The organism is Microbacterium esteraromaticum (assembly GCF_028747645.1).
GTDB classification, from domain to species: domain Bacteria; phylum Actinomycetota; class Actinomycetes; order Actinomycetales; family Microbacteriaceae; genus Microbacterium; species Microbacterium esteraromaticum_C.
The window spans coordinates 225609-249599 of record NZ_CP118100.1 but is presented as its reverse complement, the minus strand read 5'-3'; the positions used below and the strand labels follow the sequence as shown (position 1 = coordinate 249599).

At 68.6% G+C, this 23991-nt stretch carries 24 protein-coding genes and 1 pseudogene; 12 read left to right on the top strand and 13 right to left on the bottom strand.

The window, feature by feature from the left end; translation table 11 throughout:
- Nucleotides 1-10: 10 nt before the first annotated feature.
- The 7 genes from PTQ19_RS01175 to PTQ19_RS01145 all read right to left on the bottom strand — a co-directional run bounded on the left by PTQ19_RS01175 (nucleotide 11) and on the right by PTQ19_RS01145 (nucleotide 8050).
- On the bottom strand, nucleotides 11-1672 hold the full coding sequence (locus PTQ19_RS01175; protein WP_274368136.1) for an ABC transporter permease: 1662 nt from the start codon (nucleotides 1670-1672) through the stop codon (nucleotides 11-13).
- Nucleotides 1672-2709, bottom strand: a complete 1038-nt coding sequence (locus PTQ19_RS01170) for an ABC transporter substrate-binding protein (protein ID WP_206821247.1) — start codon at nucleotides 2707-2709, stop codon at nucleotides 1672-1674. The genes PTQ19_RS01175 and PTQ19_RS01170 overlap by 1 nt, the downstream gene beginning before the upstream one ends.
- An 8-nt stretch (nucleotides 2710-2717) precedes the next feature.
- Nucleotides 2718-3524, bottom strand: a complete 807-nt coding sequence (locus PTQ19_RS01165; RefSeq protein WP_206550711.1) for a metallophosphoesterase family protein — start codon at nucleotides 3522-3524, stop codon at nucleotides 2718-2720.
- A complete protein-coding gene (locus PTQ19_RS01160; RefSeq protein WP_206821248.1) occupies nucleotides 3521-4192 on the bottom strand; it encodes a tyrosine-protein phosphatase in 672 nt (223 codons plus the stop codon). Before PTQ19_RS01160 ends, PTQ19_RS01165 begins: the two co-directional genes overlap by 4 nt.
- Before the next feature lie 164 nt (nucleotides 4193-4356).
- On the bottom strand, nucleotides 4357-5187 hold the full coding sequence (locus PTQ19_RS01155; protein WP_274368135.1) for a MurR/RpiR family transcriptional regulator: 831 nt from the start codon (nucleotides 5185-5187) through the stop codon (nucleotides 4357-4359).
- A gap of 81 nt (nucleotides 5188-5268) precedes the next feature.
- The gene (locus tag PTQ19_RS01150; protein ID WP_274368134.1) at nucleotides 5269-6777 is read right to left on the bottom strand and encodes an SDR family NAD(P)-dependent oxidoreductase; all 1509 of its coding nucleotides are present in this window, start codon (nucleotides 6775-6777) and stop codon (nucleotides 5269-5271) included.
- Nucleotides 6778-6796: 19 nt separating this feature from the next.
- The gene (locus PTQ19_RS01145; RefSeq protein ID WP_274368133.1) at nucleotides 6797-8050 is read right to left on the bottom strand and encodes an ATP-binding protein; all 1254 of its coding nucleotides are present in this window, start codon (nucleotides 8048-8050) and stop codon (nucleotides 6797-6799) included.
- 248 nt (nucleotides 8051-8298) lie between these two features.
- Between PTQ19_RS01145 and PTQ19_RS01140 the strand changes: the two genes are divergently transcribed.
- The 8 genes from PTQ19_RS01140 to PTQ19_RS01105 are packed head-to-tail and all read left to right on the top strand — an operon-like array spanning nucleotide 8299 to nucleotide 15934.
- Nucleotides 8299-9354 carry an extracellular solute-binding protein gene (locus PTQ19_RS01140; protein WP_274368132.1) on the top strand — a complete coding sequence of 352 codons (1056 nt, stop codon included), beginning with the start codon at nucleotides 8299-8301 and terminating at the stop codon, nucleotides 9352-9354.
- Between the two features lie 47 nt (nucleotides 9355-9401).
- A complete protein-coding gene (locus PTQ19_RS01135) occupies nucleotides 9402-10466 on the top strand; it encodes an ABC transporter ATP-binding protein (RefSeq protein ID WP_274368131.1) in 1065 nt (354 codons plus the stop codon).
- Nucleotides 10463-12229 carry an ABC transporter permease gene (locus PTQ19_RS01130; protein ID WP_274368130.1) on the top strand — a complete coding sequence of 589 codons (1767 nt, stop codon included), beginning with the start codon at nucleotides 10463-10465 and terminating at the stop codon, nucleotides 12227-12229. The genes PTQ19_RS01135 and PTQ19_RS01130 overlap by 4 nt, the downstream gene beginning before the upstream one ends.
- Nucleotides 12226-13146: a glycerophosphodiester phosphodiesterase family protein gene (locus PTQ19_RS01125; protein WP_274368129.1), complete on the top strand. Its 921-nt coding sequence runs from the start codon at nucleotides 12226-12228 to the stop codon at nucleotides 13144-13146. The genes PTQ19_RS01130 and PTQ19_RS01125 overlap by 4 nt, the downstream gene beginning before the upstream one ends.
- A complete protein-coding gene (locus tag PTQ19_RS01120) occupies nucleotides 13143-14195 on the top strand; it encodes a LacI family DNA-binding transcriptional regulator (RefSeq protein ID WP_274368128.1) in 1053 nt (350 codons plus the stop codon). Before PTQ19_RS01125 ends, PTQ19_RS01120 begins: the two co-directional genes overlap by 4 nt.
- Before the next feature lie 32 nt (nucleotides 14196-14227).
- Nucleotides 14228-15313, top strand: coding sequence for a M4 family metallopeptidase (locus tag PTQ19_RS01115; RefSeq protein WP_274368127.1), 1086 nt, complete (start codon nucleotides 14228-14230; stop codon nucleotides 15311-15313).
- Nucleotides 15291-15653 (top strand): protealysin inhibitor emfourin, encoded by a 363-nt coding sequence (locus PTQ19_RS01110; RefSeq protein WP_274368126.1) that lies wholly within the window; start codon nucleotides 15291-15293, stop codon nucleotides 15651-15653. Before PTQ19_RS01115 ends, PTQ19_RS01110 begins: the two co-directional genes overlap by 23 nt.
- A gap of 47 nt (nucleotides 15654-15700) precedes the next feature.
- The gene (locus PTQ19_RS01105) at nucleotides 15701-15934 is read left to right on the top strand and encodes a hypothetical protein (protein ID WP_274368125.1); all 234 of its coding nucleotides are present in this window, start codon (nucleotides 15701-15703) and stop codon (nucleotides 15932-15934) included.
- Between the two features lie 10 nt (nucleotides 15935-15944).
- Here the strand turns inward: PTQ19_RS01105 and PTQ19_RS01100 are convergent, their stop codons facing one another.
- From PTQ19_RS01100 to PTQ19_RS01090, 3 genes are read right to left on the bottom strand one after another with little or no spacing between them, the layout of a single operon-like run.
- Nucleotides 15945-17339 carry a hypothetical protein gene (locus tag PTQ19_RS01100; protein WP_274368124.1) on the bottom strand — a complete coding sequence of 465 codons (1395 nt, stop codon included), beginning with the start codon at nucleotides 17337-17339 and terminating at the stop codon, nucleotides 15945-15947.
- Nucleotides 17336-18412: an NAD-dependent epimerase/dehydratase family protein gene (locus PTQ19_RS01095; RefSeq protein WP_274368123.1), complete on the bottom strand. Its 1077-nt coding sequence runs from the start codon at nucleotides 18410-18412 to the stop codon at nucleotides 17336-17338. The genes PTQ19_RS01100 and PTQ19_RS01095 overlap by 4 nt, the downstream gene beginning before the upstream one ends.
- Nucleotides 18409-19266, bottom strand: a complete 858-nt coding sequence (locus tag PTQ19_RS01090) for an MTAP family purine nucleoside phosphorylase (RefSeq protein WP_274368122.1) — start codon at nucleotides 19264-19266, stop codon at nucleotides 18409-18411. Before PTQ19_RS01090 ends, PTQ19_RS01095 begins: the two co-directional genes overlap by 4 nt.
- Nucleotides 19267-19407: 141 nt before the next feature.
- Between PTQ19_RS01090 and PTQ19_RS01085 the strand changes: the two genes are divergently transcribed.
- The 4 genes from PTQ19_RS01085 (at nucleotide 19408) to PTQ19_RS01070 (ending at nucleotide 21416) form a co-directional block, all read left to right on the top strand.
- The gene (locus PTQ19_RS01085; protein WP_274368121.1) at nucleotides 19408-20016 is read left to right on the top strand and encodes a hypothetical protein; all 609 of its coding nucleotides are present in this window, start codon (nucleotides 19408-19410) and stop codon (nucleotides 20014-20016) included.
- Nucleotides 20006-20611, top strand: a complete 606-nt coding sequence (locus tag PTQ19_RS01080) for a molybdopterin-dependent oxidoreductase (protein WP_274368120.1) — start codon at nucleotides 20006-20008, stop codon at nucleotides 20609-20611. Before PTQ19_RS01085 ends, PTQ19_RS01080 begins: the two co-directional genes overlap by 11 nt.
- Nucleotides 20611-20841, top strand: a complete 231-nt coding sequence (locus PTQ19_RS01075; protein ID WP_274368119.1) for a hypothetical protein — start codon at nucleotides 20611-20613, stop codon at nucleotides 20839-20841. The genes PTQ19_RS01080 and PTQ19_RS01075 overlap by 1 nt, the downstream gene beginning before the upstream one ends.
- Nucleotides 20842-20993: 152 nt before the next feature.
- Nucleotides 20994-21416 (top strand): GNAT family N-acetyltransferase, encoded by a 423-nt coding sequence (locus PTQ19_RS01070; protein WP_274369010.1) that lies wholly within the window; start codon nucleotides 20994-20996, stop codon nucleotides 21414-21416.
- On the opposite strand, the gene PTQ19_RS01065 is transcribed toward PTQ19_RS01070, so the two are convergent.
- The 3 genes and pseudogenes from PTQ19_RS01065 to PTQ19_RS01055 form a co-directional block, all read right to left on the bottom strand.
- Nucleotides 21354-21914, bottom strand: a complete 561-nt coding sequence (locus PTQ19_RS01065; RefSeq protein WP_206821259.1) for an HIT family protein — start codon at nucleotides 21912-21914, stop codon at nucleotides 21354-21356. The genes PTQ19_RS01070 and PTQ19_RS01065 overlap by 63 nt on opposite strands.
- Before the next feature lie 163 nt (nucleotides 21915-22077).
- On the bottom strand, nucleotides 22078-22641 hold the full coding sequence (locus tag PTQ19_RS01060; RefSeq protein WP_274368118.1) for a hypothetical protein: 564 nt from the start codon (nucleotides 22639-22641) through the stop codon (nucleotides 22078-22080).
- A 446-nt stretch (nucleotides 22642-23087) separates the two neighbouring features.
- Nucleotides 23088-23960, bottom strand: a pseudogene (locus PTQ19_RS01055) (MFS transporter); the annotation flags it as partial.
- Between the last annotated feature and the right edge of the window lie 31 nt (nucleotides 23961-23991).

The window sequence follows — 23991 nt, the reverse complement described above, 5'->3', positions numbered from 1 at the left end:
AGGTTGTCTCTCAGTTTGTGTCTCTGGGCCGGCGCGTGGCCAGTCCGATCACGGCGATGCCGGCGACGGCGACGACCAGCGACCATGCGGCCGCGGTGTTGTAGGCGCCCGCCTGCTGGAAGTTGAAGATCGCCACGCCCAGGGTCTGCGAGCCCGGTGAGAGCAGCAGCACCGACAGCGTGAGCTCGCGCACGGCGGTGGCGGCGACGACGACGGCTCCCGAGATCGCTGCGGGCAGGGCCATGCGCGACGAGATGTCGATCAGGGCGCGCAGTCGCCCGGCGCCGGCGACGCGGGCCGCCTCTTCGGCGCTGGACGGCGTGCTGGCCAAGGGCCCGGACACCGACTGCACCACCAACGCGGTGAACGAGGTGATGTAGGCCGCCAGGATGAGCCACGGGGTATTGAACAGACCGATACGCGGGGCGATGATGAGCCACGCGACCGCGATCACGATGCCGGGGATGGCCTGCGGCAGCATCGCGACCGGACCGAGTCCCCGCGTCCACCGGGTGCGCACGCGGGTGGTGACCACGCCGATGGCCAGCCCGAGCACGCCGCAGATCAGGGCTGCACCGGTGGCGAGCATGATCGAGTTGGCCGCCCCGTCGAGGGCGGTGCTCGAGGTGAGCGCCTTGGCGAAGTTGTCGAGGGTGAGGTTCTCGGGGGTCAGCGGCAGACCGGGCGCGCGCAGCAGGGTCTGGGTGAGCAGGGCGAGCAGCGGCAGCAGGGTGATGCCGAGCACGACGGTCCACATGACGATGCCGAGCGGCGTGCGGGCGCGCCCCAGCGGCAGCGGTTGTACGGGCGTGCTCGAGGCGTCGAGCTCCCACCCGCTGCCCTTGACCAGGGCGTTCAGCACGAGCGCGCCGATGGCGAGCACGAGCAACACGACACCGATGGTGGCGACCACGGCGAGGGGTTCGTCGACCGTGCCGGACTGCAGGTACCGGTAGACCAGGGTGGCGAGGGTGACGTACCGCTCGGGCAGACCGATGATCGAGGGGATGCCGAAGTCGGCCAGGTTTCCGACCGCGATCAGCAGGAACGACGACAGCAGCGCGGGCCGCAGCAGCGGCACGGTGACGCTGAACATGGTGCGTGCGGGTCCGGCGCCGGCGATGCGGGCGGCCTGCTCGAGGTCGGAGGGGATGCGTCGCAGTGCCGCTGAGACGATGAGCATCGCCAGCGGGTAGCTGTGCACGGTCAGCAGCATGATGACACCGTCGGCGCCGTAGATCGACCAGAGCGGACCGCCGAAGTGCTCGCGCCACCAGAGGTTGAGGGGACTTGCCGGGCCGGCGACGCCGAGCCATGCGATCGCGCCGACGAACGGGGGCATCAGCAGTGGGGTGAGGGCGATGATGCGCAGGGCGCCGCGGTGGCGCAGGTCGGTGCGTTCGAGGATGAGCGCGAAGGCGGCGCCGATGGCGACCGCGAACAGGGCGGATGCTGTCGCCGAGACGAGGCTGTTGATGCCGGCTTCGACGACGTCGCCCTGCAGCAGGACGTTGAGCTGGGATCCGCCCGCGGAGAGGGCGAGGATCGCTCCGAGGGGTACGAGGATCAGTGCGCCGCACGCGACCCAGAGGGTCACGGTCAGGGCACTGACCCCGTCGAGGCCCCGGGCCCGGCCAATGGCCGGACCCGGGGCGGTGGCGATGGTGCTCACTACTGGAACAGCTCCCGGAAGGTCTCGACGGCGCCGGGCTGGGTGGCGCGGATCGTCTCGAGCTCGGGGGCCAGCAGCGCGATGTGCTCGAGCTCGGGGGCGCCCTCGGGGCTTCCGACGTCGCCGCGCACCGGCAGGTAGGACTGCTCGACGGCGAGCTTCTGGCCGTCAGCGCTGACCAGGAAGTCGACGAACGCGCGGGCCGCGTCGGCGTTCTCGGTGTCCGAGAAGATGCCGGCGGGCTGCGAGACGAACGGCACGCCCTCGCTGGGGTACGACACGGCGATCGGCGATCCCTGGGCGGCGAGCTCGCGCACCAGGTAGTCGACGACGATGCCGATCGGCTGGGTGCCGGTGGCGACGGCCTGCGAGACGGGGCCGTTGCTGTCGGCGATGACGGGGCGGTTGGCGGCGAGCGCCGTCATCCACTCCTCACCCAGGGTGTCTTCGTCGAGCCAGACGGCCGCGTTGTAGGCGGCTGCGCCCGACACGTCGGGGTTGGGCATGACGATGCGGTCGGCGTAGTCGGCTGCGGTGAGGTCGGCCCACGAGGCGGGGACGTCGGCCGCGTCGACCATCGACGTGTTGTAGGCGATGACGGTCGGGATGATGCGGGTGCCGACGTAGAAGCCCTCGGGGTCGACGACGGCGGGGTCGAGAGCGTCGACGTCTGCGGGCGTGTGCTCGAGCAGCATGCCGTCTGCGGCGTAGTTCTCGAAGGTCGCGGCGTCAGCGGCGAGGAAGACATCGGCCTGGATCTTGCCGGTCTCCTTCTCGGCGGCGACGCGGGTGGTCAGGTCGCCGGTGCCGGCGCGGAACACCTCGACGGTGATCTCGGGGTGCACCTCGTTGAAGGCCTCGACGAGTGCGTCGGCCTTCTCCTGCGGCTCCGAGGTGTAGAGCGTGATGGTGGTCGACTCCAGCGCGCCGGCCGACGGCTGGGCGTCGTCGGCGGTGGACGCGGTCGAGCAGCCGGTGAGGGCGAGTGCGGCGACGCCGAGGACGGCGAACGCTGCGGGGCTGTGCGAGCGGAACATGGGTTTCCTTATCTGTGCAGGGTTGGGGGTACAGCGACGGAGGAGGAGAAGAGCGGGGTGGGCGTCTCGAGGCTGACGCTGGTGGCGGTGACGGCATCGGCGTGCAGGTGCACGACCGAGAACATCGCGCGGTCGTGCCCGCTGATGCGGTCGGCACGGCCGTCCATCACCTGGTGATAGGCGAGGGAGGGCCCCACCATCACGGGGATGTCGCGCACGTGCGCGGCGAGTGGGTGGTGGAAGTGCCCGGCGAGCACGGCGCGCGTGTCGGTGCCGACGAGGATGTCGAGCAGCTGCTCGGCATCGCGCAGACCCGCCTTGGCGAGCGTGGGCAGAGGGGAACCGAGGGGCGGGTGGTGCACGGCGACGACCGTGCCCTCGCCGTGCGGGGTGGCGAGCTCGTCGGCGAGCCACTGCCGCTGGGCGGCGCCGAGTTCACCCGATGACGAGTCGAGCAGCACGAAGCGGATGCCATCGACGAGCACCGTGCGGTGGTGGGAGTGCTCGTGCCCGTCGAGGGTTCGCGCGGCCTCGGTGTCGTCGTGGTTGCCGATGATCGTCAGCACGGGAGCCTGGACGGCATCACGCAGCTCGCTCACCGCGTCGCGGAGGGCGCCGTATGCGCCGGGGTTGCCGCGCTGGGCGAGGTCGCCGGTGATCAGCACGGCCTCGGGGGTCATCTGCGAGCGACGCACGTAGTCGCCGACGGCGCGCAGCCGAGCGATGCCGTCGACGGCGTCGTACAGCAGGCCGCGCTCGGTGACGTGCACATCGCTGATGTGCAGCACGGTCGAGCGTCCGGTGGCGCGGCTCATCGGGCATCCTCGTTCTTGTGACGCAGCCGGGTGAGCTGCGCGTCGGTCAGGCCGTGGCGGGCGAGGTAGGCGCCCGCGCCGCCGAGCTCATCGATGATCGCCAGTGCGTGCACGATCGCCTCGCGGGGGCTGTCGAGGTGAAGACGCAGCGCTTCGGCGCGCTCGGTCTCGGGCAGCGCCAGCACGAGGTCGCGCACGGCGGGTTCGCGCACCGGTCGCACGTGCTCGGCCGAGAGCACGTAGTCGTCGACGATGGCATCCGCGCTGTCGCCGGCGGCGAGGCGCGCGAGGGCGACGACGAGGCCGGTGCGGTCCTTGCCGGCGGTGCAGTGCACGAGCGCGGCACCCTCGGTGTCGGCGATCAGGGCGACGGCCGCGGTGAGCGCGCCACCCCGCTCGCGCAGCATGAGCGTATAGATGTCTTCGAGACGGCCGGATGCCGGCGGCTCGGCGCCGTAGATGCCCGCCTGCTGCACGGGGATGTCGTGCGAGCGGGCGCCGGCTTCGGAGGGCTCGCGCAGGTCGACGATCGTCGTGACACCCAGGTCGCGCAGCGCGCGCACGCCGTCGGCGGTGACGTTCTCGGGTGCGCCGGTGCGTACGAGCCACGGCTCGGTGGGGCTGGTGGCCCTCACGTTGAAGAGCCCGTCGATGGCGATCGTCTGCATGTGCACCCTCTTGATTTCGCGCGTTTCACCGCGCTTGGAATCTCGTTACATGGGAACCATCACAGCCGCAGGTGTACGGCAGGTGAAGCACACGCGACCGATCGGAGAACGCCCCAGAACCGGCTGGAGCGCGAGGCTGCGGGCGCGCGAGAAGGCGCCTTCGGTCAGTCCTCGCTGAGCGCGTCGGCCACGACGTGCCGCAGATCGGCGACGTCGGCATGACGTGCGTCACCGGCGAGCGCGCCGTGCAGCGTGTGCAGCACGACGGTGTGCCCCAGCCGCGCGAGATAGGGGTCGAGGTCATGGGCCGAGCCCACCGGCCCGGTCGCGATGACGATGTCGGCGAGCCGCCCGAGCGGCGAGCGGGAGTAGCTGGTGACCAGCACGACGGTCGCACCGCGTTCGGACGCGGCCGTGCACGCGCGCAGCGTCTGCACGTTGGCGCCCGAGTAGCTCAACGCCAGGCACACGTCGTCCGCCGAGAGGGAGTGCACCGCGAACTGCTGCGCGAGCGGGTCGACGGGCGCTTCGACGGCGCGCCCCACACTGCTCAGCCGCATCGCGAGGTCCTGCAGTGGCGGCCCCGAGAATCCGTTGCCGACGAGAACGACCCGCCCTGCCCCGCGTAGGGCGGCGGTCGCCGCGTCGACGCGTTCCGGATCGACGCTCTCCTGCGCCAGGCGCAGCGCATCCACCGCATCGTCGAAGGTGCCGCCGGCGGCGACCGGGTCGCTGTCGCGGGGAGTCAGCGGCGCCGAGCGGGCGAGTTCGAGCCGCAGGTGCTGGAACCCGCGGAACCCGAGGCTCTGGCAGGCACGGATCACCGTGGCCGTCGAGGTACCGGCCGCTGCCGCGAGTTCGGCGGCCGACCAGTCGACGACATCGTCGGGGCGTTCCATGATCACCGCGGCGACCCGGCCCTCGCTGGGACCGAGTGCGGATGCCGCCGCGCGCACGCGCGCGTGGACGCTGAGGTCGGGTCGGACGATGCTCATCGCCGGACTCCCTGCTGCTGTGCCATGGTGCCGCTGGTCATAGCGGCACAGCGTAGCGGGTTCAGGCGACGCGCTGGGTAATCACCAGGGGCTGGGCTTGTAGTCCTTGAGGAAGACGCCGTACAGGTCGACTCCGGCCTCGCCCTGCACGATCGGATCGTACACACGGGCGGCGCCATCGACGAGATCGAGCGGCGCATGGAATCCCTCTTCGGCGAGGCGCACCTTGGTGTAGTGCGGGCGCTCATCGGTGATCCAGCCCGTGTCGACCGCGGTCATCAGGATGCCGTCGGTCTCGAGCATCTCGCCGGCGCTGGTGCGGGTGAGCATGTTCAGCGCCGCCTTGGCCATGTTGGTGTGCGGGTGCCCCGGGCCCTTGTAGCGGCGCGAGAACTGGCCTTCCATGGCCGAGACGTTCACGACGTAGGTGCGGCGGGCGGTCGAGGCCGCCATCGAGGCCCGCAGGCGGCTGATCAGCAGGAACGGCGCCGTCGTGTTGCACAACTGCACTTCGAGCATCTCGAGCGGATCGACCTGCTCGACCGACTGCACCCAGCTGTTGACGCGATTCACGTCGGGCACCAGCCCACCGGCGTCGATGGCCGTGCCGTCGGCGTGCTTCTGCAGCGACGACGAGCCAGGGGCCATAGCCAGGCGCGCGAGGTCTTCGGCCGTCAGCGCCTGTCCGCCCTGCTCGGCGACGGTGCCGCCGAGCGCCGCCACAGAGAGCAGCGGATGCGCGTCGACCGAGGCCTGCAGCGCCTGCGGGTGCGGATCGGCGGTGTGCCCGAAGGTCTCCATCTCGGGCAGCGGTCCGTCCGGGAGGGGCTGCAGTTCAGCATCCGCCAACAGTGAATACGCACCCGGCGAGCGGCGCACGGTCTGCGCGGCGTTGTTGATGAGAATGTCGAGCGGCCCCTGGGCCGCGACCGAGTCGGCCAGGCCGATCACCTGCGCCGGGTCGCGCAGGTCGATGCCGACCACGCGCAGCCGGTGCAGCCAGTCGGCGGCATCCGGCAGCGCCGAGAACCGGCGCACGGCGTCGCGCGGAAAGCGCGTGGTGATCGTGAGGTGCGCGCCGTCGCGCAGCAGGCGCAGGGCGATGTGCATGCCGATCTTGGCGCGACCGCCGGTCAGCAGGGCGCGGCGACCGGTCAGGTCGGTACGGGCGCTGCGCTTGGCGTGGCTGAAGCGCGCGCAGTCGGGGCACAGCTGGTGGTAGAAGGCGTCGACGAGCGTGTACGGCTGCTTGCAGATGTAGCAGTTGCGGGGCTTGAGCAACTCGCCCGCGATGGGGGCGTCGACGACGCTGGAAGCGAGATCGTTGCCGCGCGTCTCGTCATCGATGCGGTCGGGGGCACCCGTCGCGGTGCGCGCGACAACGGCCTTGTCGGCCTCGGCGATCGCGTCGCGGATCTCTTTGCGGCGGGCCCGTTTGACGGCCTTGAACATGTTCGCGGTCGCGCGTCGGACGGCGATGTAGTCAGGATGCTGCTGATCGACGTTGTCGAGGTCGCCGAGCACCCGCAGCGTGGTTGCGAGGTCGTCGGGGTCGATGCCGGACGGGGATGCAGAAGAGGCATCGGTCATTGGGCCGATTTTACGCGGCTCAGGTGTGCACGGCCCACAGCGCATCCATCGGCACAGCCGAGATGCGTTCGGCGACCATCGCCGTAGAGCGCCCGGTGTGCAGCACGTACCCGGCGACGAACCGTTCGCCGAGACGGTCGCGCAAAGCGATGAGCCCAGAGGCGTCGTTCGCGCGCACCGTTGCCGACGACTTCACCTCTATGCCGACGACCCGCCCGTCAGGAGTCTCCAGCACCGCGTCGACTTCTACGCCTCGACTATCGCGGTAGTGATGCAGAGAGACACGTTGCCGCGCCCAGGTCTGCTGGCGACGCAGCTCTCCGACGACGAAACACTCAAGCAACGCTCCGACGAGTCCGGACGTCGGTCCCAGCGTTTCCCGCGAGGCCCCGAGCAGCGAAGCCGCCAGGCCGGAGTCAACGAGGAAGACCTTGGGCTGTTTCGTCTCGCGCGACGTGAGGTTCACGGACCAGGCTGGCAGCGTATGCGTCAAGAACAGCGTCTCAAGCAGCGCGACGTACGGATTGAGCGTTCGCCTCGGTATCGCCGCGTCTGCAGCGAGCGACGTCCACACCATAGCGCTGCCCATGCGAGCGGCGATGAGACGCAGGATGCGTGGCAGATCGGCGATCCGCTGTAGGCCGGAGATGTCAATGGCATCTCGCTTGACGATCTGGGATAGGTAGGCGTCATGCCAATCTCGGCGGCGCACTGGGGTGCGGCGCAACGCTTCGGGGTATCCACCCGCACATGCGTAGTCCAGATATCCGTCTCGGGTGAGGGCGCTCTCATGCTGCGACAGTGCCTCGGGGACGAACGCGATGTCGATGAATGATCCGCGAGACGCTTCGACTTCTCGGCGGCTGAGCGGATACAAGTCAATGTGCTCCGCCCGCCCTGCCAGCGACTCATGCGTTGCCGAGAGCTCGAGCAGGTTCGCCGAACCCGTGACGAGGAAGCGCCCCGGACGCTCGTCACGATCAACCGCGGCTTTGAGCGCGATCACCAGCTCAGGCACGCGCTGCAGTTCGTCGATGACGAGCAGCCGATCCGGAGCTTGCTCGACGAACGCAGTCGGATCAGTCCGAGCAAAGTCGAACGAGGCAGGGTCGTCCAGCGTCACAGCGACGCCATTGCGCCGCGCGAGCACCAGCCGGGACAGTGTCGACTTGCCAACCTGTCTCGCGCCTTGCAGCGCGACGATCCTGGTATCTGCCAGCGCATCCTCGACGCGCGAGAGCACGAACCTGGGGATGATTTCGGATGCTGACATGGCGTGATTCTACGCCCCGCTCGCCGTTTCACCACCTCCTGCTCGCCGTTTCACCACCCTGCGCTCGCCGTTTCGCCAGCTCTTGCTCGCCGTTTCACCACCTCTTGCCCACCGAGCCGCGCGAGTTCGCCTGCTGTTCATCTGGCGTGAACAGTCCGGTCACAGCGCACGGGCACAGTCATGTATGCGCATACACCGCCTCCGTATGTATGCGCATACATTCCGTCGTGCCTCTCAGATAGGACCCCATGAACCTGCATCGTCTTCTGCCCGCTACCGCAGGCATCGCCGCAACCGGACTGCTGCTCACCGGCTGCGCCGGCGCAACCGCCGAGACCCCCGCCGCCGACGCCGGTGCGATCGTCGTCTACTCGAACTCGGTCTCCGACGGTCGCGGCGAGTGGCTCATCGAGCAGGCCGCCGAGGCCGGCTTCGAGGTCGAGTACGTCGACGCCGGCGGCGGCGCCATCACCGAGCGCATCATCGCCGAGTCCGCCAATCCGATCGCCGACGTCGTCTTCGGCCCCAACAACGTCAACTTCGAGAGCATGAAGGCCGCCGGCGCCCTCGAGGCGTACACGCCCGCCTGGGCCGACAAGGTCGACGAGATCGACCCCGACGGCACCTACCACTCGATCGTCGAGGAACCGATCATGGTCGTCTACAACACGGCCGCCTTCCCCAACGGCGCGGGTGCACCGACCGACTGGACCGATCTCTTCGAGGACGAGCAGTACCACGGTCGCTACGAGACACAGACCTCGCTCAGCGGCGGCACCACGCAGCTCGTCATCACCAGCCTGCTCAGTCGGTACCGCGATGACAGCGGCGAACTCGGCATCAGCGACGAGGGCTGGGCCGCCATCGACGCCTTCTTCGCCAACGGCTCGCCCGCCGTCGAGGGCACCGACCTCTACGCCCGCATGTCGGCCGGCGATGTCGACCTGGGGCAGATGTGGCTGGCCGGCAAGGCCTCCCGCGAGGTCGAGTACGGCATCGAGACCGAGGCCATCCGCCCTGCCGGTGGCGTGCCGATCGTCAACCAGGGCATCGGCCTGGTCAAGGGCAGCGACAACAACGACCAGGCGCAGGAGTTCATCGACTGGTTCGGCAGCGCCGAGGTGCAGGCCGCCTGGTCGCAGGAGTTCTTCACTGCACCGACCAACGCCGATGCCCTCGCCAACGCCGACCAGGACGCCGTCGAGATGACCGGCTCGTTCACCCCGCAGGACATCGACTGGGCCTTCGTCTCGGAGAACCTGCCGGCCTGGATCGAAGAGATCGAGCTCAACCACCTGGGCTGAACGGCCCGAAACGACGAGTCGGACCTCCGGCTGGATTGGCGAACCCCATGATCACCTTCTCTGACGTCACCGTGACGTTCTCAGAGTTCACCGCCCTGCCGGAGTTCTCGCTGACGGTTCAGGAGGGTGAGTTCTTCACCCTCCTGGGCCCCTCAGGGTGCGGCAAGACCACCGCACTGCGCACACTTGCGGGGCTGACCGCGCCCTCGTCAGGCACCATCACCATCGACGGCGCAGACGTGACCCGACTGCGCAGCGACCAGCGCCATCTGGGCATGGTTTTTCAGAACTACGCCCTGTTCCCCTCGATGTCCGTCGAGGAGAACATCGGATTCGGGCTCAAGACGCAGCGGGTCAAGGCGGCCGAGGTCGCCGAACGCGTGCGGCGGATCGCCGCCGAGGTCGATCTGCGGCCTGAGCAGTTGTCCAAGAACGTCTCCGAGCTCTCGGGTGGCCAACAGCAGCGCGTCGCCATCGCCCGGTCGCTGATCCTGCGACCGAAGATCCTGCTACTCGACGAGCCGCTGTCGAACCTCGACGCCAAGCTGAGACATCAGCTGCGTCAGCAGCTCAAAGACCTACAGCAGCACTTCGGCATCACGACGGTCTACGTCACACACGACCAGGACGAAGCCCTGGCGATGTCTGACCGCATCGCCGTGATGAACGGCGGGCGCATCGAACAGATCGGCACGCCCGAGGAGGTGTACGCACGCTCGGCATCCGAGTTCGTGTGCACCTTCATCGGCGAGGCGAACCGGCTCACTCCGGCGATGGTCGCCCACCTGCGTGCCACAGCACACCGCGACGTCGCGCTCGACGCCGATGCAGCGACGTACCTGCGTCTAGAGAAATCGACGCTGCTCGACCCCGACCAGGCGAGCCCTCTGCCGGCGGTCGATGGAACAGTCGTTGGCCGCGTTTACCACGGCACCGACTCCACCTACACGGTCGACTGCGGCGACCTGGGGCGCCTTCGTGCGATCGTGCGGGAGGACGGCGCGACCTCGTACGACGTGGGCCGCCGTGTGCGCGTGGGGGTTCCCAGCGAACACCTGCTGCAGTACCCGACATCGACTCCTCCGGTTCGCGAGACGGCGGCGGTCGCATGAACGGCGTGCTGCGCATGCTGCGCAACCCGCTGTGGCTGATCGTCACGATCGTGTTGATCTGGGGCATCAGCACGTTTCTCGTCCTTCCCAACCTGACCTTGCTGGGGCAGGTCTTCTCCGACGGTCAGGGCGGTGTCAGCCTGCGCGCCGTAGAGCGCCTGCTCGGCTCGGAACGCGCGATGCGTTCGCTGTGGAACAGCCTGCTGCTGGCCACGATCCTCTCGGCCACGGTGAACGCCGTCGGGATCTTCCTGGTGCTCGTGACCCGCTTGTATGCCGTGCGCGGTGCCCGTCTGCTGTGGCTCGGCTACGCCAGCACTCTGGTCTGCGGCGGTATCGTGCTGGTCTTCGGCTACAAACAGGTGTACGGGCCCACCGGCGCGGTCACCCGCGCAGTTCTGGGAGTGTTTCCCGACATCGACCCGAACTGGTTCTCGGGCATGTTCGCCGTGGTGCTCGTGATGACGTTCGCCTCCACCGGCAACCACCTGCTGTTCCTCTCGGCAGCGCTTGCGAAGGTCGACGCCCAGACCCTCGAAGCCGCCCGCATGATGGGGGCCGGCGACCTGCACATCCTGCGTCGGATCATCCTGCCCCAACTGAAACCGATGATCTTCGCGATCACGATCCTCACCTTCCTCGGCGGCCTCGGGGCGTTGGCCGCCCCTCAGGTGCTCGGCGGGCGCGACTTCCAGACGATCACCCCGATGATCCTCGCCTTCGCCACCACCTCGACCTCCCGCGACCTGGCCGCCACACTGGCGATCCTGCTCGGCATCGTCACCGTCGTGCTGCTGGCTGCCCTGAACCGGCTCGAGCGCGGGGGCGTGTACTTGTCGGTGTCGAAGGCTCCCACCCCACTGACGAAGCAGCGCATCCGCAACCCGTTCGCGAACGCCATCGTGCACGTGCTCGCCTACGCGCTGTTCGTCATCTATGTGCTGCCACCCGCTCTGGTGGTGCTGTACTCGTTCACCGATGTGCAGGCGATCAACGCGGGAGTGATCACGCCCGCAAGCTTCACTCTCGACAACTACGTCGCCGTGTTCTCGACGCAGAAGGGGTTGCAGCCGTTCCTGATCAGCGTCGCGTACGGGCTGGTGGCGTCGGTGACCGTGATTGTGCTCATGCTGTTCACCGCGCGCATGGTGCAACGCAATCGCAACGTCGTCACGCGGGCGCTCGAGTACCTGCTGCACATCCCCTGGTTCCTGCCCTCGACACTGATCGCGTTGGGCCTGCTGGTCACCTTCAACGTGCCCCAGGTTCCGGTACTGGGCACCGTGCTCACCGGCACGTTCTGGATTCTGGCGATCGCGTACATCATCGGCAAGATCCCGTTCACCTTCCGGCTGCTCAAGGCGGCGTTCTCGGGCGTACCCGACCATCTCGAAGAGGCCGCCTCGATGCTCGGCGCGAGTCAGCTGCACACGTTTCGGCGGGTGTTGCTGCCTCTGGTGGCTCCCACGGCGGCGGCCATCACCGCTCTGAACTTCACGAGCTTGCTCGACGACTACGACTCCGCCATCTTCTTGTCGCACCCGCTGCTGCAGCCCCTCGGCGTGGTGATCAAGAACGCCACCAGTTCAGAGACCATCGGCGACAGCACGGCACTGATCTACGTGTACACCGTGCTGATCATGGTGATCTCCACGCTCGTGCTGTGGCTGGTGTACGGGCGTGCGCCGCGGCGCCGCCGCGCGCCAGCATCCGCTCCCGCCCCCATCCCCGCCTCCGTCGACAACCGAAAGCCCGCACTGTGACCCGCACTCCCCCGCCGCCGCCCGCCCCGTCCCGCGTCCACGAGGCCGAGTTCGGCCATCCCCGGCATCGCCGGGTCAACGCCTACCTGAACGCCCGCCTGCAGGTGCGCGGCACGCTCATTGCCGTGCATCGCGGCACCGCGCTCGGGATGGTCGTCGAGAACACGGCAGCGGCGGTGACAGCGGCGGCCCGTTGTGGGGGCGACCTGGTCGAGATCGACGTTGTCGAGTCGACTGACGGCGACTTCTTCGCCTACCACGACGGGTACGAACGGCAGCACTTCGGCATCGAGCGCAACCTGCAGACGCTATCGACCGCAGAGATCGAGCGACTCGCGTACCCTCATCGCAGCGTGGCGCCTCTTGCGCGGGTCGAACGGCTCGAGACGATCCTGCAGCAGATGCCCGACATCGCTCTGAACATCGACCGATCCTGGCGGTACTGGCCACGCCTGCTGGCCTTCCTCGACCGGTTCGACCTCGCCGACCGGCTGCTGATGAAGGTCGATGCCCGTGACGAGCGGGCGATCTCCGCCGCTCGCAGCCACGCGGTCAAGTACCCGCTGCTGCCGATCGCGACGACCGTTCTCGAGGCAGAGCGCCTGCTCGATGACGCCGAGCTGAATGTGATCGGCATCGAGACCGTCACCGCCGATCGGCAGCATCCGTTCTGCTCTCCGGATTGGGCGGCGCATCTGCACGAACGCGGTACCTTCTCGTATGTGAACGCACTCGATCTGGGCAACGGCAACGATCTGCTGGGCGGGTGGGACGACACCATGGCTGTGTTGCAGGGACCGGATGCCGGGTGGGGGCCGCTCGTCGACCTCGGCGCCGATGTGATTCAGACCGACTGGCCGACGCTGCTGCACGACTACCTGGTGCAGCGCGGTGCACGAACCGGGGCGATCACGTGAACGACGAACGTCGCCGCCCTCGCGCCTGGCCCCGGGTGACGATGAAGGATGTGGCGCGCGAGGCGAACGTGTCGGATGCCACGGTGTCACGCGTTCTCGATGGCGCATCCACCGTGTCCGCCGAGGCCCGCTCGGCGGTGATGGAGGCCGTGCGGCGTACCGGGTACATCCGCAACGGCGCGGCCAGCCAGCTCGCGGGCAGCCGCTCGGACGTGCTCGGTTTGCTGATCCGCGACGTCGCCAACCCCTACTACGGTCTGATGCACTCCGAGCTGCAGCGCGGTGTCGCTGATCGGGGCCTGCGCCTGCTCACGGTCTCGCCGACGTTCACGCAGGACTTCCATGAAGAGGTGATCGGCCTCGACCACCTGCTCGAGCAGCGGGTTCGCGGGCTGCTGATCGCCACGGGAACGCTGCCGCTCGAACGCGCTGCAGCGTTCGCGGCGTTCGTGCCGATGGTCGTGCTCGGGCGCCCGACCGACCTCGGCGATGTGCATTCGATCGCCTACGACGAGCGCGCCAACGGGTACCTCGCGGCCGATGAGGTGCTCGCGCGCGGGCACCGCGGCGTGGCCGTTGTCGCGACGGCGAGCGAGGCGTCGTTCGTCGAGAATGCACGGTCCGAAGCGATGATCGAGCGGCTCGGCGCCGGCGGTGCCCGGCCGGTGCCGGTGCCGCGCGATGCGCAGACGCCCATGAGCGCGGTGATCGCCGGGATCGTGGCGTTGACCCGTGAGAAACGCGTGACCGCCGCGATGTTCCCCTCGGATGGCAGCCTGCTGGCGTTCCTCGAAGCTGTGCAGCACTCCGACCTGCGGGTTCCGGACGACCTGTCGGTGACAGGGGTCGACGGTGTTCTGCCCGGGATCTCGCTGCTGGGTTTAAGCACCGTTCGCCTGCCGGTGGAGGGTATCAGCGCGCGCGGCGTCGAGGTGATGGCCGCCCAGTTGGATGGCACCGGCGACGACGCCCCGGTGCGCGAGGTACTGCCGGCGACGTTTCTCACCGGGCGCACTCTGGTGCCGGTCTCCGAACACGCCGCTCCCTGACAGCGTCGGCGACCAGGCGTATCGTCGGGCGCATGGACAGCATCCGGCCGTATTCGAGACAGGGCATCGTGCCGGGGTACCTGCTGGCCCGTCTGGCGGCGTCGGGGCGCTATTCGCACGCCGCGCAGGCGGCCAGGCAGACGCTGATCGCGGGGCGTCCGCCGTACCACTCCACGCTCGAGCTGTCGATCGACGCCTCGGGAGCGCTGGTCGCCGAGGTGACGGCCGCCCCCACCCGCACGATCTTCGACGCGCAGAACACCGAACGACTGCCGGGTGTGCGAGTGCGCGGCGAAGACGACCCACCCGTCTCCGACAAAACGGTGAATGAGGCGTTCGATGGGCTCGGGGCGACGTTCGATCTGCTGCTTGACGCGTTCGGGCGTGACTCGCTCGACGGGGCTGGTGCGGCGCTGAACGCGACGGTGCACTACGGCGTCGACTACGACAACGCGTTCTGGGACGGTTCGCGCATGGTGTTCGGCGACGGCGACGGCGAGGTGTTCGGCGGGTTCACCCGCTCGGTGTCGGTGATCGCGCACGAGCTCGGCCACGGAGTGATCCAGAGCAGCGCCGGCCTGATCTATCAGGGGCAGCCGGGCGCGCTGAACGAGTCGGTCGCCGACGTGCTCGGGGCGCTCACCGAGCAGCATCTTCAGGGGCAGGCCGCTCACGAGGCGAGTTGGTTGGTCGGTGAAGGCATCTTCACCGATGCCGTGCATGGCCGCGCGCTGCGCGACATGCTCCACCCGGGCACGGCGTACGACGATGACGAGCTGGGCCGTGATCCGCAACCGGCGCACATGCGCGACTATGTCCACACGGCCGAAGACAACGGCGGTGTGCACATCAACTCGGGCATCCCGAATCGTGCGTTCGCGCTGGCGGCTCGCACGCTCGGCGGGTACGCGTGGGAGGGTGCGGGTCAGGTCTGGTACCGCACGCTGACGGGCGGCCTGCCGGCCGACGCCGACTTCGTGCAGTTCGCCGAGCGCACACTGATCGAAGCCTCTACCGTCGGCGACGCCGTCGAGAGGGCAGTGCGTGAGGCGTGGATCGCGGTGGGAGTGCTCGATGAGCAGAGAGGGGCAGCGGATGCCCGCCGAGACCCCCGCTGACGGCGAGCCGGAGCACCTCGTGATCGCCGTGGTGCGCACTGGCGGGATCGCCGGGTTGCGGCGACGCTGGCGAGCCGAGCCCCCACCGGCGCAGACCCCGCAGTGGAAGACGCTGGTCGACCGGTGCCCGTGGAACGACGACCCCGAGAACCCACCCGGCGATGACATGCCGGGCGCCGACCGCTACGTCTGGACCATCCATGTGCGGGTCAACGCCACAGAGCGCGACGAACAGCTCGAGCAGGTCGTGCCTGATTCCCACCTGCGCGGCCCGTGGCGCGACCTCGTCGACGCCGTGCGTGATGCGGATGCCGGGAGAGGCGTGGATGCCCGCGGCTGACGCCGTTCTGTGACCCACCCGGCGCAGGTGCGCGCGACAATGGTCAGATGGGCATGTTCACGCAGAAGCCGCAGGAACCGAGCGCATGGGCCGCGCTGCCCGGTGAACCGCTGGAGCCGAACGACACCACCGAGCGTCTCGACGAGGCCCCGCCCGTCGATCTGCTCGGCATCGACCTCGGCACCACGCACGTGACGGTTCCGATCACCGTGACGCCGACGGCTGACGAGGCCGGCGGAGCAGCATCCGATTCGGCGGCGTCCGGCGACCCCGCCGACTGAACCTCCGCGGTCACCACCCCGTCTGCAGCAGCGACTGCACGACGATCGCGAACACCACCTGCACGGCCAACGCCACCCGGCGCACCTTCGGTGAGAACAGCGACAGCCCCAGCAGCGCCCAGGGCACGAACGGCAACCAGATGCGTTCGACCTCGGCGCGGCTCATGCCCGAGACGTCGGCCAGTAGCACCATCAGCCACCCGGCGAGGGTGAGCAACAGTACGATTCGGATGCCACTCGGATGCTCGTCGCGGGGCGTGCGGAAGCCGCGCGCGGCGGTACCCACCGCGCCGGCCAGTGAGGCACCGACCATGGGGCCGGCGCTGATGGCGAAGGCCGCGAGGTTGCCCCACAACCAGTAGGCGGCCGGCCGGTTCGATGCCACGCCGTCCCAGTAGCGCTGGTGCAGCACCGGAAATGCCTCCCACCAGGCGAACCCTGCGACGGCGAATGCCAGCACAACAGCCAGAGCGGTCACGGCCGCGACCGGCAGGGGCCACCAGCTGCGACCGGCGATCAGCACGGCGACCGCGAGAACGCCCAGCAGGGGCAGCCCGTACGAGAGCATGACGCAGTATCCCAGCAGCAGGCCGGCCAGCACCGCCCAGAGCATCGTCTTTCCGACCCGTCGGTGATGCCCAGCGCGCGTCGCACGCGCGAGTGCCCAGATGCCCCATGCGGCAACGGCCGCGAACATGCCATCGCCCGAGACAGCGATCCAGATCGCCGCCGGGCCGATGGCCAGCAGCGGTGCTGCCCGGCGCGCATGGGTCTCGGCGCCGAGTGTGCGCATCGTATCGAGTACGGCGATCGGGATGGTGGCGCCGATCACGGTGACGACGAACCCCGCGGCGAGTGCACTGCCCAGCCCGAGCTGGACCAGCAGGTAGAAGAACAGCAGGGCGCCGGGCGGGTGGCCGGCGATGTGCACCGGCCAGTTGTCGGGATGTGCGAACGGGATGCGTGAGACGTACTCGCGCAGCGTGGCGGTGAAGTCGGTGACCTCGCGGGCCGTGCCCAGGTACTCGTAGCGGTGATCGAGGATCGTGCCGATGCCGTCGAGGCCGTCGATGAGCGCAAGCGAGAGCAACCAGGCCAGAGCGGCGGCGAACACCACGGGCAGCAGGCCGCCCCAGCGCAGGGTGCGGGCGACCCGGTCGCCGTAGGCGATCACGAGCACTCCCACGGCGATCGCGGCGGGCAGGCCGGGTCCGACGCGCGGTGCCCATTCGGCGTGCAGGGGTGGGAACCAGCGCACGTGCACGTTCCACCCGGTGATCGCGGGCACGGCGATCGCGGCGGCGATCAGCACGAGAGCGGCGACGCCGCCCCAGAGCGCGAGCCGCCCGCTCGGCTCTGCGGTGTGCGGCGCGACCGACCCGGTAGCAGTCCTCTGCGCGGTCACACCCGCACCGCCGCGGGACGGAGCGGTGCGGTGGCGAACGCCCGCACGCCCGCGTCGAACGGCACCTGGGGCCGCCAGTCGAGCTCGGCGCGGATGCGGGCGGATGAGGCGGTGATGTGCCGCACATCGCCCATACGGAACTCGCCGGTGATCTGCGGAGCGGGGGCACCCAGCGCATCGCAGAGCACCTGCGCGAACTCGCCGATCGTGTGCACGTCGCCGCTGCCGACGTTGAAGGCGCGACTGGTGCCGGCGGCCTGCTCGTCGGTCCAGCGCGCGGCGGCCAGGTTGGCTGAGGCGACATCACTGACGTGCACGAAATCACGGCGCTGGCGGCCGTCTTCGAACACTCGGGGCGTCTGGCCGCGTTCGAGCGCCGTGCGGAAAAGTGCCGCGACCCCGGCGTATGGCGTGCCCTGCGGCATGTGCGGCCCGTACACGTTGTGGTACCGCAGCATCGCGGCCCGGCCGCCGGTCGACCGGGCCCAGTCGCGGGCGAGCAGCTCTTGTTCGAGTTTGGTCGCGGCGTACACATTGCGCGGGTCGCATGGCCGGTCTTCGTCGATGAGCTCGGGCTGCAATGGCCGGCCAGACGCCGAGCGCGGCTCGAACAGGCCGCGCTCGAGATCTGCCCGTGCGCGCGGGGGTGCGTTGACGAGCCGATCGCCGTCGCGGTAGAGCCCTTCGCCGTAGACGACCATCGACGAGGCCAGTACGAGCCGGTCGATACGGGCGTCACGCATCGCGGTCAGCAGTACGGCCGTGGCGAGCGAGTTCGAGGCGACGTAGTCGGGGGCGTCGGCGATGTCGACGCCCAGTCCGACTTTGGCCGCCTGGTGGCAGACCAGGTCGACGTCGCGCAGGGCGGCATCCAGCACGTCGCGGTCGCGCACATCGCCGATGACCGTCTCGACATTCGAAGGCGGCTCGGCATCCGCTGTGCTGCCGTGCACGTCGGCGCGCAGCGAGTCGAGCACGCGCACCTGCCACCCCGCGGCGAGCGCCTGCGCCACGACGGCGCCGCCGATGAAGCCGGCGCCGCCGGTGACCAGCATCCGCCCGATGGTGCTCATGGTGACCCCGCCCCCACCTGCCGTTCCAGAATGGCGTGCGTCGCTTCGGGTGGCAGAGCGGGGTTGGGCGGGCCGTCGAGCGGCAGGGCCGGGATGATCGTGCGCACCGCGGCGATGAGCCGCGGGGTGGCCGCGGCCATGACGGCGAAGACGCGTTCGGCGGTCGCTGAGGTGTCGTCGTCGCCCATCCCGGCGTCGGTGTCGGTGTCGGTGACGACGGCGATGTTGAGGTGCTCCAGGCCCAGTTCGGCGGCGAGCGCGGCCTCGGGCAGCTGGGTCATGTTGACCAGGTCGGCTCCCATCGCGCGGTGCCAGTCGGCTTCGGCGCGGGTCGCGAAGCGGGGGCCTTGAATGACGACGCTCGTGCCCGCAGGGTGCACGCGCTCGTCCATGCCGACCAGTACGGCGTGCGCGTGACGCCGCAGTCGGCGGCTGTACGGCTCGGCGAAGGGCAGGTGCTGCACCCCGCCGGTGCTGTCGTCGCCGTCGAAGTACGTGTCGGCGCGGCCGTGCGTGCGGTCGATGAGTTGGTCGGTGAGCACCAGGTCGCCGGGGCGCAGGGTCGCGGTGAGGCCGCCGACGGCGTTGGTCGACAGCAGGGTCTTCGCGCCGAGCGCCGCGAGCGCCCACAGGTGCGCACGGCTGTTCAGCCGGTGCGGCGGCACGCGGTGGCCGGCCCCGTGGCGGGCGACGAACGCGACGCGGCGGCCGGCGAGGTCGCCGACGGTGATGCCGGGGACGGGACCGTACGGGGTCGCGACAGGCAGGAGGGCACGGGCATCGTCCAGCGGGATCTCGGCGAGGCCGGATCCGCCCACGACGGCGATGTCGACGGGTGTGTGCGCGGGGTGCATGTGTCCAGCATGGGTCGGGGTGGCGCGTCGCGGTACCCCTGTTCCTTACAGCGCGGTGACAGCGCCCGCGAGGGGTGACTGTCACGGTCTCGTAAGCGGATGCCCGATGCCACCCGGATCGCACCGGCGCACACTGTCGTCATGGATGCCCCCCACGCGGCAGACTCCGGCGCGACCGTCTCGGTCGTCGACCGGGTGTCTGGCATGCTGCAGCGGCGATCGCAGCAGGTGCAGGAACTGTTGCGTTCACCGGTGCGTGACACGCGCATGGCGGTGGTGATCGGACGGATGCTGGCGCTGGCGCTGGTGGCGTGCTTCGCCACCGGAGTGTACAGCCATCTGCTGCAGAGCCCGTTGCCGTGGCTGCCGTTGCCGACACGGCCGATCGGTCTGTATGCGTGGACGCAGGGCATCCATGTCGTCTCGGGCAGCATGCTGCTGCCTCTACTGCTGGCGAAGCTGTGGACGGTGTACCCGCGACTGTTCCGGTGGCCGCCGGTGCGCGGCGTGGCCGATCTGGTCGAGCGGGCGTCGATCGCCGTGCTCGTGGCGACCGCGCTGGTGGTGCCGGTGACGGGTGTGCTGAATGCGCTCGAGTGGTATCCGTGGACGTTCTCTTTTCGGCGCACGCATTTCGCGTTGTCGTGGATGCTGATGGGCGCGCTGCTGGTGCACATCGGCGTGCAGCTGCCGGCGATCCGGCGGCATTGGCGGCGCGATGCGGGCGAGGAGGCCGACGATGACCGATGAGCGTGTCTCGCGTCGCCGGTTCTTGACGGGGGTGGCGGCGGGTTCGGCGGCGATGGGGGCGTTGGCGCTGACACACAGCGTGTTGCCGTGGGGGCCGTTCAGCCTCGCCGATGAGCGGCGCCGGCTGGATGCGCCGCAGCGGGTGCCGGTGAACCGCACGGCTGCGCAGGCCGGAGCGGTCGCGCTGGCATCCGATCCCGACTGGAGACTCACACTGCGCAACGGGGCCCGTACGGCCGTGCTGTCGGCGCATGAGCTGGCGGGGCTGCCGCAGCGCACCGAGACGCTGCCGATCGCGTGCGTCGAGGGGTGGACGGCGGTGGCCGACTGGTCGGGGGTGCGGTTGGCTGAGCTGATGATGCTGGTCGGAGCGGGGCCCGGCGAAGACCTGCGCCTGCGCAGTCTGCAGCAGCGCGGAGCGTTCTCGGTGACGACGATGCCTGCCGTGTACGCGCGGGATCCGCTCACTCTGATCGCCCTGCGCCTCAACGGCGAGCGCCTCTCGCTCGATCACGGCTACCCGGCACGTGTGATCGCGCCCGGGCGGCCGGGAGTGCTGCAGACCAAGTGGTTGCACACGATCGAGGTGCTCTGATGGGTGCCGCGCGGATGCTGCTGTGGGCGGTGGGGGCCGCCGGCATCGCCTACGGCGCGTGGCTGCTGGTGACCACGCAGAACCTGCAACAGTTGCTCGGTGTCGCCATCTGGTTGGTCGCGGCGGTCGTCGTGCACGACGCCCTGCTCGTGCCGCTGCTCACCGCAGCGCACCGTGGCGTCGACGCGGTGCGCGACGCCGCGCGCCGGCGCCGCGCGCGAGAGCAGTAACGCAGGCATGAGCGGGCGGTGTCGGATGCTGGCGCGACGCCGGCCGAAAACGGTGCCGAGGGTCTTTCGGCGGGCAATGGTTTCGGCAGGGGGTTAACGTATGGATGACTGGCTATGGTGTCGGAGTAAGTGGAATCGCCGCAACTGTCGAAGTGCTGTCGTCCGTCACTGACGCCGACGCAAAGGACGTCGCGCATCTGCTCGCCCAACTTTCAACGACGGCTACGGTTGACCGGCCTCGTCGGGAAGCGATCGTCACTCACCACGAGACGGAGCTGCTTGTCGTACGCGATCACGAGAGGATCGTTGGTGCCGCAACCCTCGTGACCTTCCCCCTGCCGACAGGACTTCGGGGTCACGTAGACGACGTCGTCGTAGACGACGAAATGCGAGGGAAGGGCATCGCCCGAGCTCTGTTGATTCGGATGACCGAACTCGCCACTGAACGCGGGATCCGAACCCTCGACCTCACATCACGGCCGTCGCGCGAGCTGGCACAGCGACTGTATGAGTCAGTGGGCTTCGTGCGACGCGAAACCAACGTGTTTCGCTTCACACCGCCCGTGCCCTTCTGAGCCTTCAAACGAAGACGGCATGCCTAGAGCTTCACGCAACCTCGTCGCGTACGGTTCTCGATCATCTGGTGTAACCCAACTGGACTGATCATGGCGCCGATAGAGATCGTCGGAGTCATACCGAGGAAACACATGTACGTGTAGGTGCCAGACGTCTTGATCTCCCGCGGGCTCGTTGTGTTGCCGGATCGAAGTACCCTCGCACCCGTATGCAGATCGAATACCTACCGCAACGCGCTGCGTTAGCTCCCACACGGCTTGACCGTCCTCCGGGGTGAGCGCGTAGATGTTCTCAACGTGCGTGCGCGGAATCACGAGAACCGCACCCGCGTTACCCGGCCACCACTTCGGCGCGATACGCGCAAAAGCACGCTCCGTGACGGCAACGACATCCGAAGGTTGATTCCGCTCATTGAAGATGCCCCGCTGAAGTCCACAGAAGGGGCATACGTAAGCAGCCGGTTCATGAGTAACGGAGAGCACGCACGATTGTCCCATGTGCCCCGGGTACGCAGTGTGTGAATCTCCGCGGAACCGCGTCCGCCGGAAAACCCTGCCGACCGGCAGTCATGACGATCGTCTACGGAGTCCGCGCCCCCTCCTCGCGCGTGTTGCGCCACAAACCGAGAAACCCGTACGCGGGCCTTTGCTCGACGGGCGCTCAGTATTCTGAGCGGATCCAATCGGTGACGGGTTCGAAGGTAGCGTCAAGATTCGGCGGCGTTTCACCAAGGGCAACGACGCTCGTTAGTATCAGCCCGCGGTCGTACTCAATTCGCTTTGTGGCGATGCCGGTGAACCGATCCACCACCATCGTCTGTCGCATTGCGGGGTCTTCCCCGTGCTCAAGCGTGAGAAGTAGCGAGCTTTGGCCGATGCGTTGAAGAAGGACCGGACGGAAGTGCGTAGGACGATTCCCCCAGAGCAACAACTCGGTTGGCCAGAGCATCTTCAGCTGTTCTGGTAGAGATGCGATGAAATCCAGCTGACGGGGCTCGCCGCCCCCGTAATCGACGACGCCTTCGACGTAGGACCACCTCGCTCCGTTGTCGCGCACCATCTCCCAGGCCGCTGCCGGTTCGCTCACCCAGAATCGAAACTGCTCGATCCCAAGCCGACCCTGACTCACACCCTCGACCATGAGAGTGCGCGGCGCAGCCAACGCAGCAATTTCGGAACGCATTTGTTCGGCATCCGCGAGGTCCAGAACGCGGTCATAAAGCATGGTTGCCAGTCTGCCCGCGCCGACCCGCGATGGACAACCGTCATCAGCGTCATCAGAATGACCTTGCAGTCCGGCGCTCCGTCTGACGGCGGCCGCAGGGCAGGCCTAGCGAAGCGGGTCTGGCGGCACTTGAGTGAGGCCCGTGGCCTGGCGACCTTCCCATCGAAATCGTCAGCCGCTACGCGGCTGTGAGCTCGGGTTCTGGACCCTGGCGCTCACGACCGGCAACCTCGCCACCGAGAACGATCGTCTCAGACAAGTTTTCCGCCATCCGCTTCCAAACGGCTGCCGCAGATGCTTGTCATGACCTCCGAACGGCAGACGTTGTCGGCGGATCTTGTGAGACGCGCTCGGCTTGTTCGCGCGGTGCCCGGGCCGCGGCGGACGGTGGGATTCGTGAGACTGCTGTGCCGGGGCAGATGTGACTCATCCGCCCCGGCAGGTGGCTATCGTTTGGAGCGTACGCTCGCTCTGCTCAATACAGCACTGGCGATGATGAGGATCACTGAGCCGGTGGCGATTCCGAGGACGGCGGCGGGGACCGTCGTAGCTTGGATCATGATGCCTGCGAGAGCGCTGCCGAGTGCTGCTCCTACGTTGTGGCTGGTGTTGGCCCAGGTTGTCGCTGAGTTCTGGCGGTGCTCGCCACCTTCCTGGTGGGCGGCAAAGTAGGCCACGATCATCACTGGGGAGAAGAACAAGCCAGCTGCGGCAAGAACAACGGACACGGCAACAGCCCCGGTCACAAGCGCAATGACGGAGCTCACGACGACCAGAGCGGCCGTTAAGGCCAGAAGCTGCCGCATCGGTGACCCGGGTACGCGAAGCGCTCCATAGAGAAGCCCGCCGGCTGCGCTACCTCCGGCAAACAGACCGAGTGCGATGCCTGCTGCTGCCGGGCCGCCGGCGCCGGCGACGACAACGGGGACGCTGACGCTGAGGCTGCCGGAAATCGCTCCCGCAACGAGTGTGGGTATCAAGATCGCAACGAACCGGGGTTCGAGGAGCAAGGGCCGTTCGCGGGGCCCTCGCTTATTCCGTGGAAGTTGTGGCCCCATATCCCCGACAGCGCGCGTGGTGACGAAGAGAAGCCCGCCGACGAGAACGAGAGCGGCTGGGACCAGAAGTACTGCGCCGGGAGCGATGAATGCGAGGGCAAGGCCTGTCACGGCGGGACCGCCGAGATAGAGCAACTCCTCGACAACCGCATCAAAGCTGAGCCCCTTCTTCAGAAGATCACTCGTGGGCGCGAGTCGTCCCCACGCGACGCGCATGGTCGGCCCAAGCGGTGGCGCGACGGATCCAGCAACAGCCGCGAGAACGAGAAGCGTCGTGCCGTTTAGTTGATAA

Coding starts and splice junctions, on each gene's coding strand:
- PTQ19_RS01170 (WP_206821247.1), bottom strand. CDS start 2,709: ATGTTCCGCTCGCACAGCCCCGCAGCGTTCGCCGTCCTCGGCGTCGCC.
- PTQ19_RS01165 (WP_206550711.1), bottom strand. CDS start 3,524: ATGAGCCGCGCCACCGGACGCTCGACCGTGCTGCACATCAGCGATGTG.
- PTQ19_RS01160 (WP_206821248.1), bottom strand. CDS start 4,192: ATGCAGACGATCGCCATCGACGGGCTCTTCAACGTGAGGGCCACCAGC.
- PTQ19_RS01155 (WP_274368135.1), bottom strand. CDS start 5,187: ATGAGCATCGTCCGACCCGACCTCAGCGTCCACGCGCGCGTGCGCGCG.
- PTQ19_RS01150 (WP_274368134.1), bottom strand. CDS start 6,777: ATGACCGATGCCTCTTCTGCATCCCCGTCCGGCATCGACCCCGACGAC.
- PTQ19_RS01145 (WP_274368133.1), bottom strand. CDS start 8,050: ATGTCAGCATCCGAAATCATCCCCAGGTTCGTGCTCTCGCGCGTCGAG.
- PTQ19_RS01140 (WP_274368132.1), top strand. CDS start 8,299: ATGAACCTGCATCGTCTTCTGCCCGCTACCGCAGGCATCGCCGCAACC.
- PTQ19_RS01135 (WP_274368131.1), top strand. CDS start 9,402: ATGATCACCTTCTCTGACGTCACCGTGACGTTCTCAGAGTTCACCGCC.
- PTQ19_RS01130 (WP_274368130.1), top strand. CDS start 10,463: ATGAACGGCGTGCTGCGCATGCTGCGCAACCCGCTGTGGCTGATCGTC.
- PTQ19_RS01115 (WP_274368127.1), top strand. CDS start 14,228: ATGGACAGCATCCGGCCGTATTCGAGACAGGGCATCGTGCCGGGGTAC.
- PTQ19_RS01110 (WP_274368126.1), top strand. CDS start 15,291: ATGCCCGCCGAGACCCCCGCTGACGGCGAGCCGGAGCACCTCGTGATC.
- PTQ19_RS01105 (WP_274368125.1), top strand. CDS start 15,701: ATGGGCATGTTCACGCAGAAGCCGCAGGAACCGAGCGCATGGGCCGCG.
- PTQ19_RS01095 (WP_274368123.1), bottom strand. CDS start 18,412: ATGAGCACCATCGGGCGGATGCTGGTCACCGGCGGCGCCGGCTTCATC.
- PTQ19_RS01090 (WP_274368122.1), bottom strand. CDS start 19,266: ATGCACCCCGCGCACACACCCGTCGACATCGCCGTCGTGGGCGGATCC.
- PTQ19_RS01085 (WP_274368121.1), top strand. CDS start 19,408: ATGGATGCCCCCCACGCGGCAGACTCCGGCGCGACCGTCTCGGTCGTC.
- PTQ19_RS01080 (WP_274368120.1), top strand. CDS start 20,006: ATGACCGATGAGCGTGTCTCGCGTCGCCGGTTCTTGACGGGGGTGGCG.
- PTQ19_RS01075 (WP_274368119.1), top strand. CDS start 20,611: ATGGGTGCCGCGCGGATGCTGCTGTGGGCGGTGGGGGCCGCCGGCATC.
- PTQ19_RS01065 (WP_206821259.1), bottom strand. CDS start 21,914: ATGGGACAATCGTGCGTGCTCTCCGTTACTCATGAACCGGCTGCTTAC.
- PTQ19_RS01060 (WP_274368118.1), bottom strand. CDS start 22,641: ATGCTTTATGACCGCGTTCTGGACCTCGCGGATGCCGAACAAATGCGT.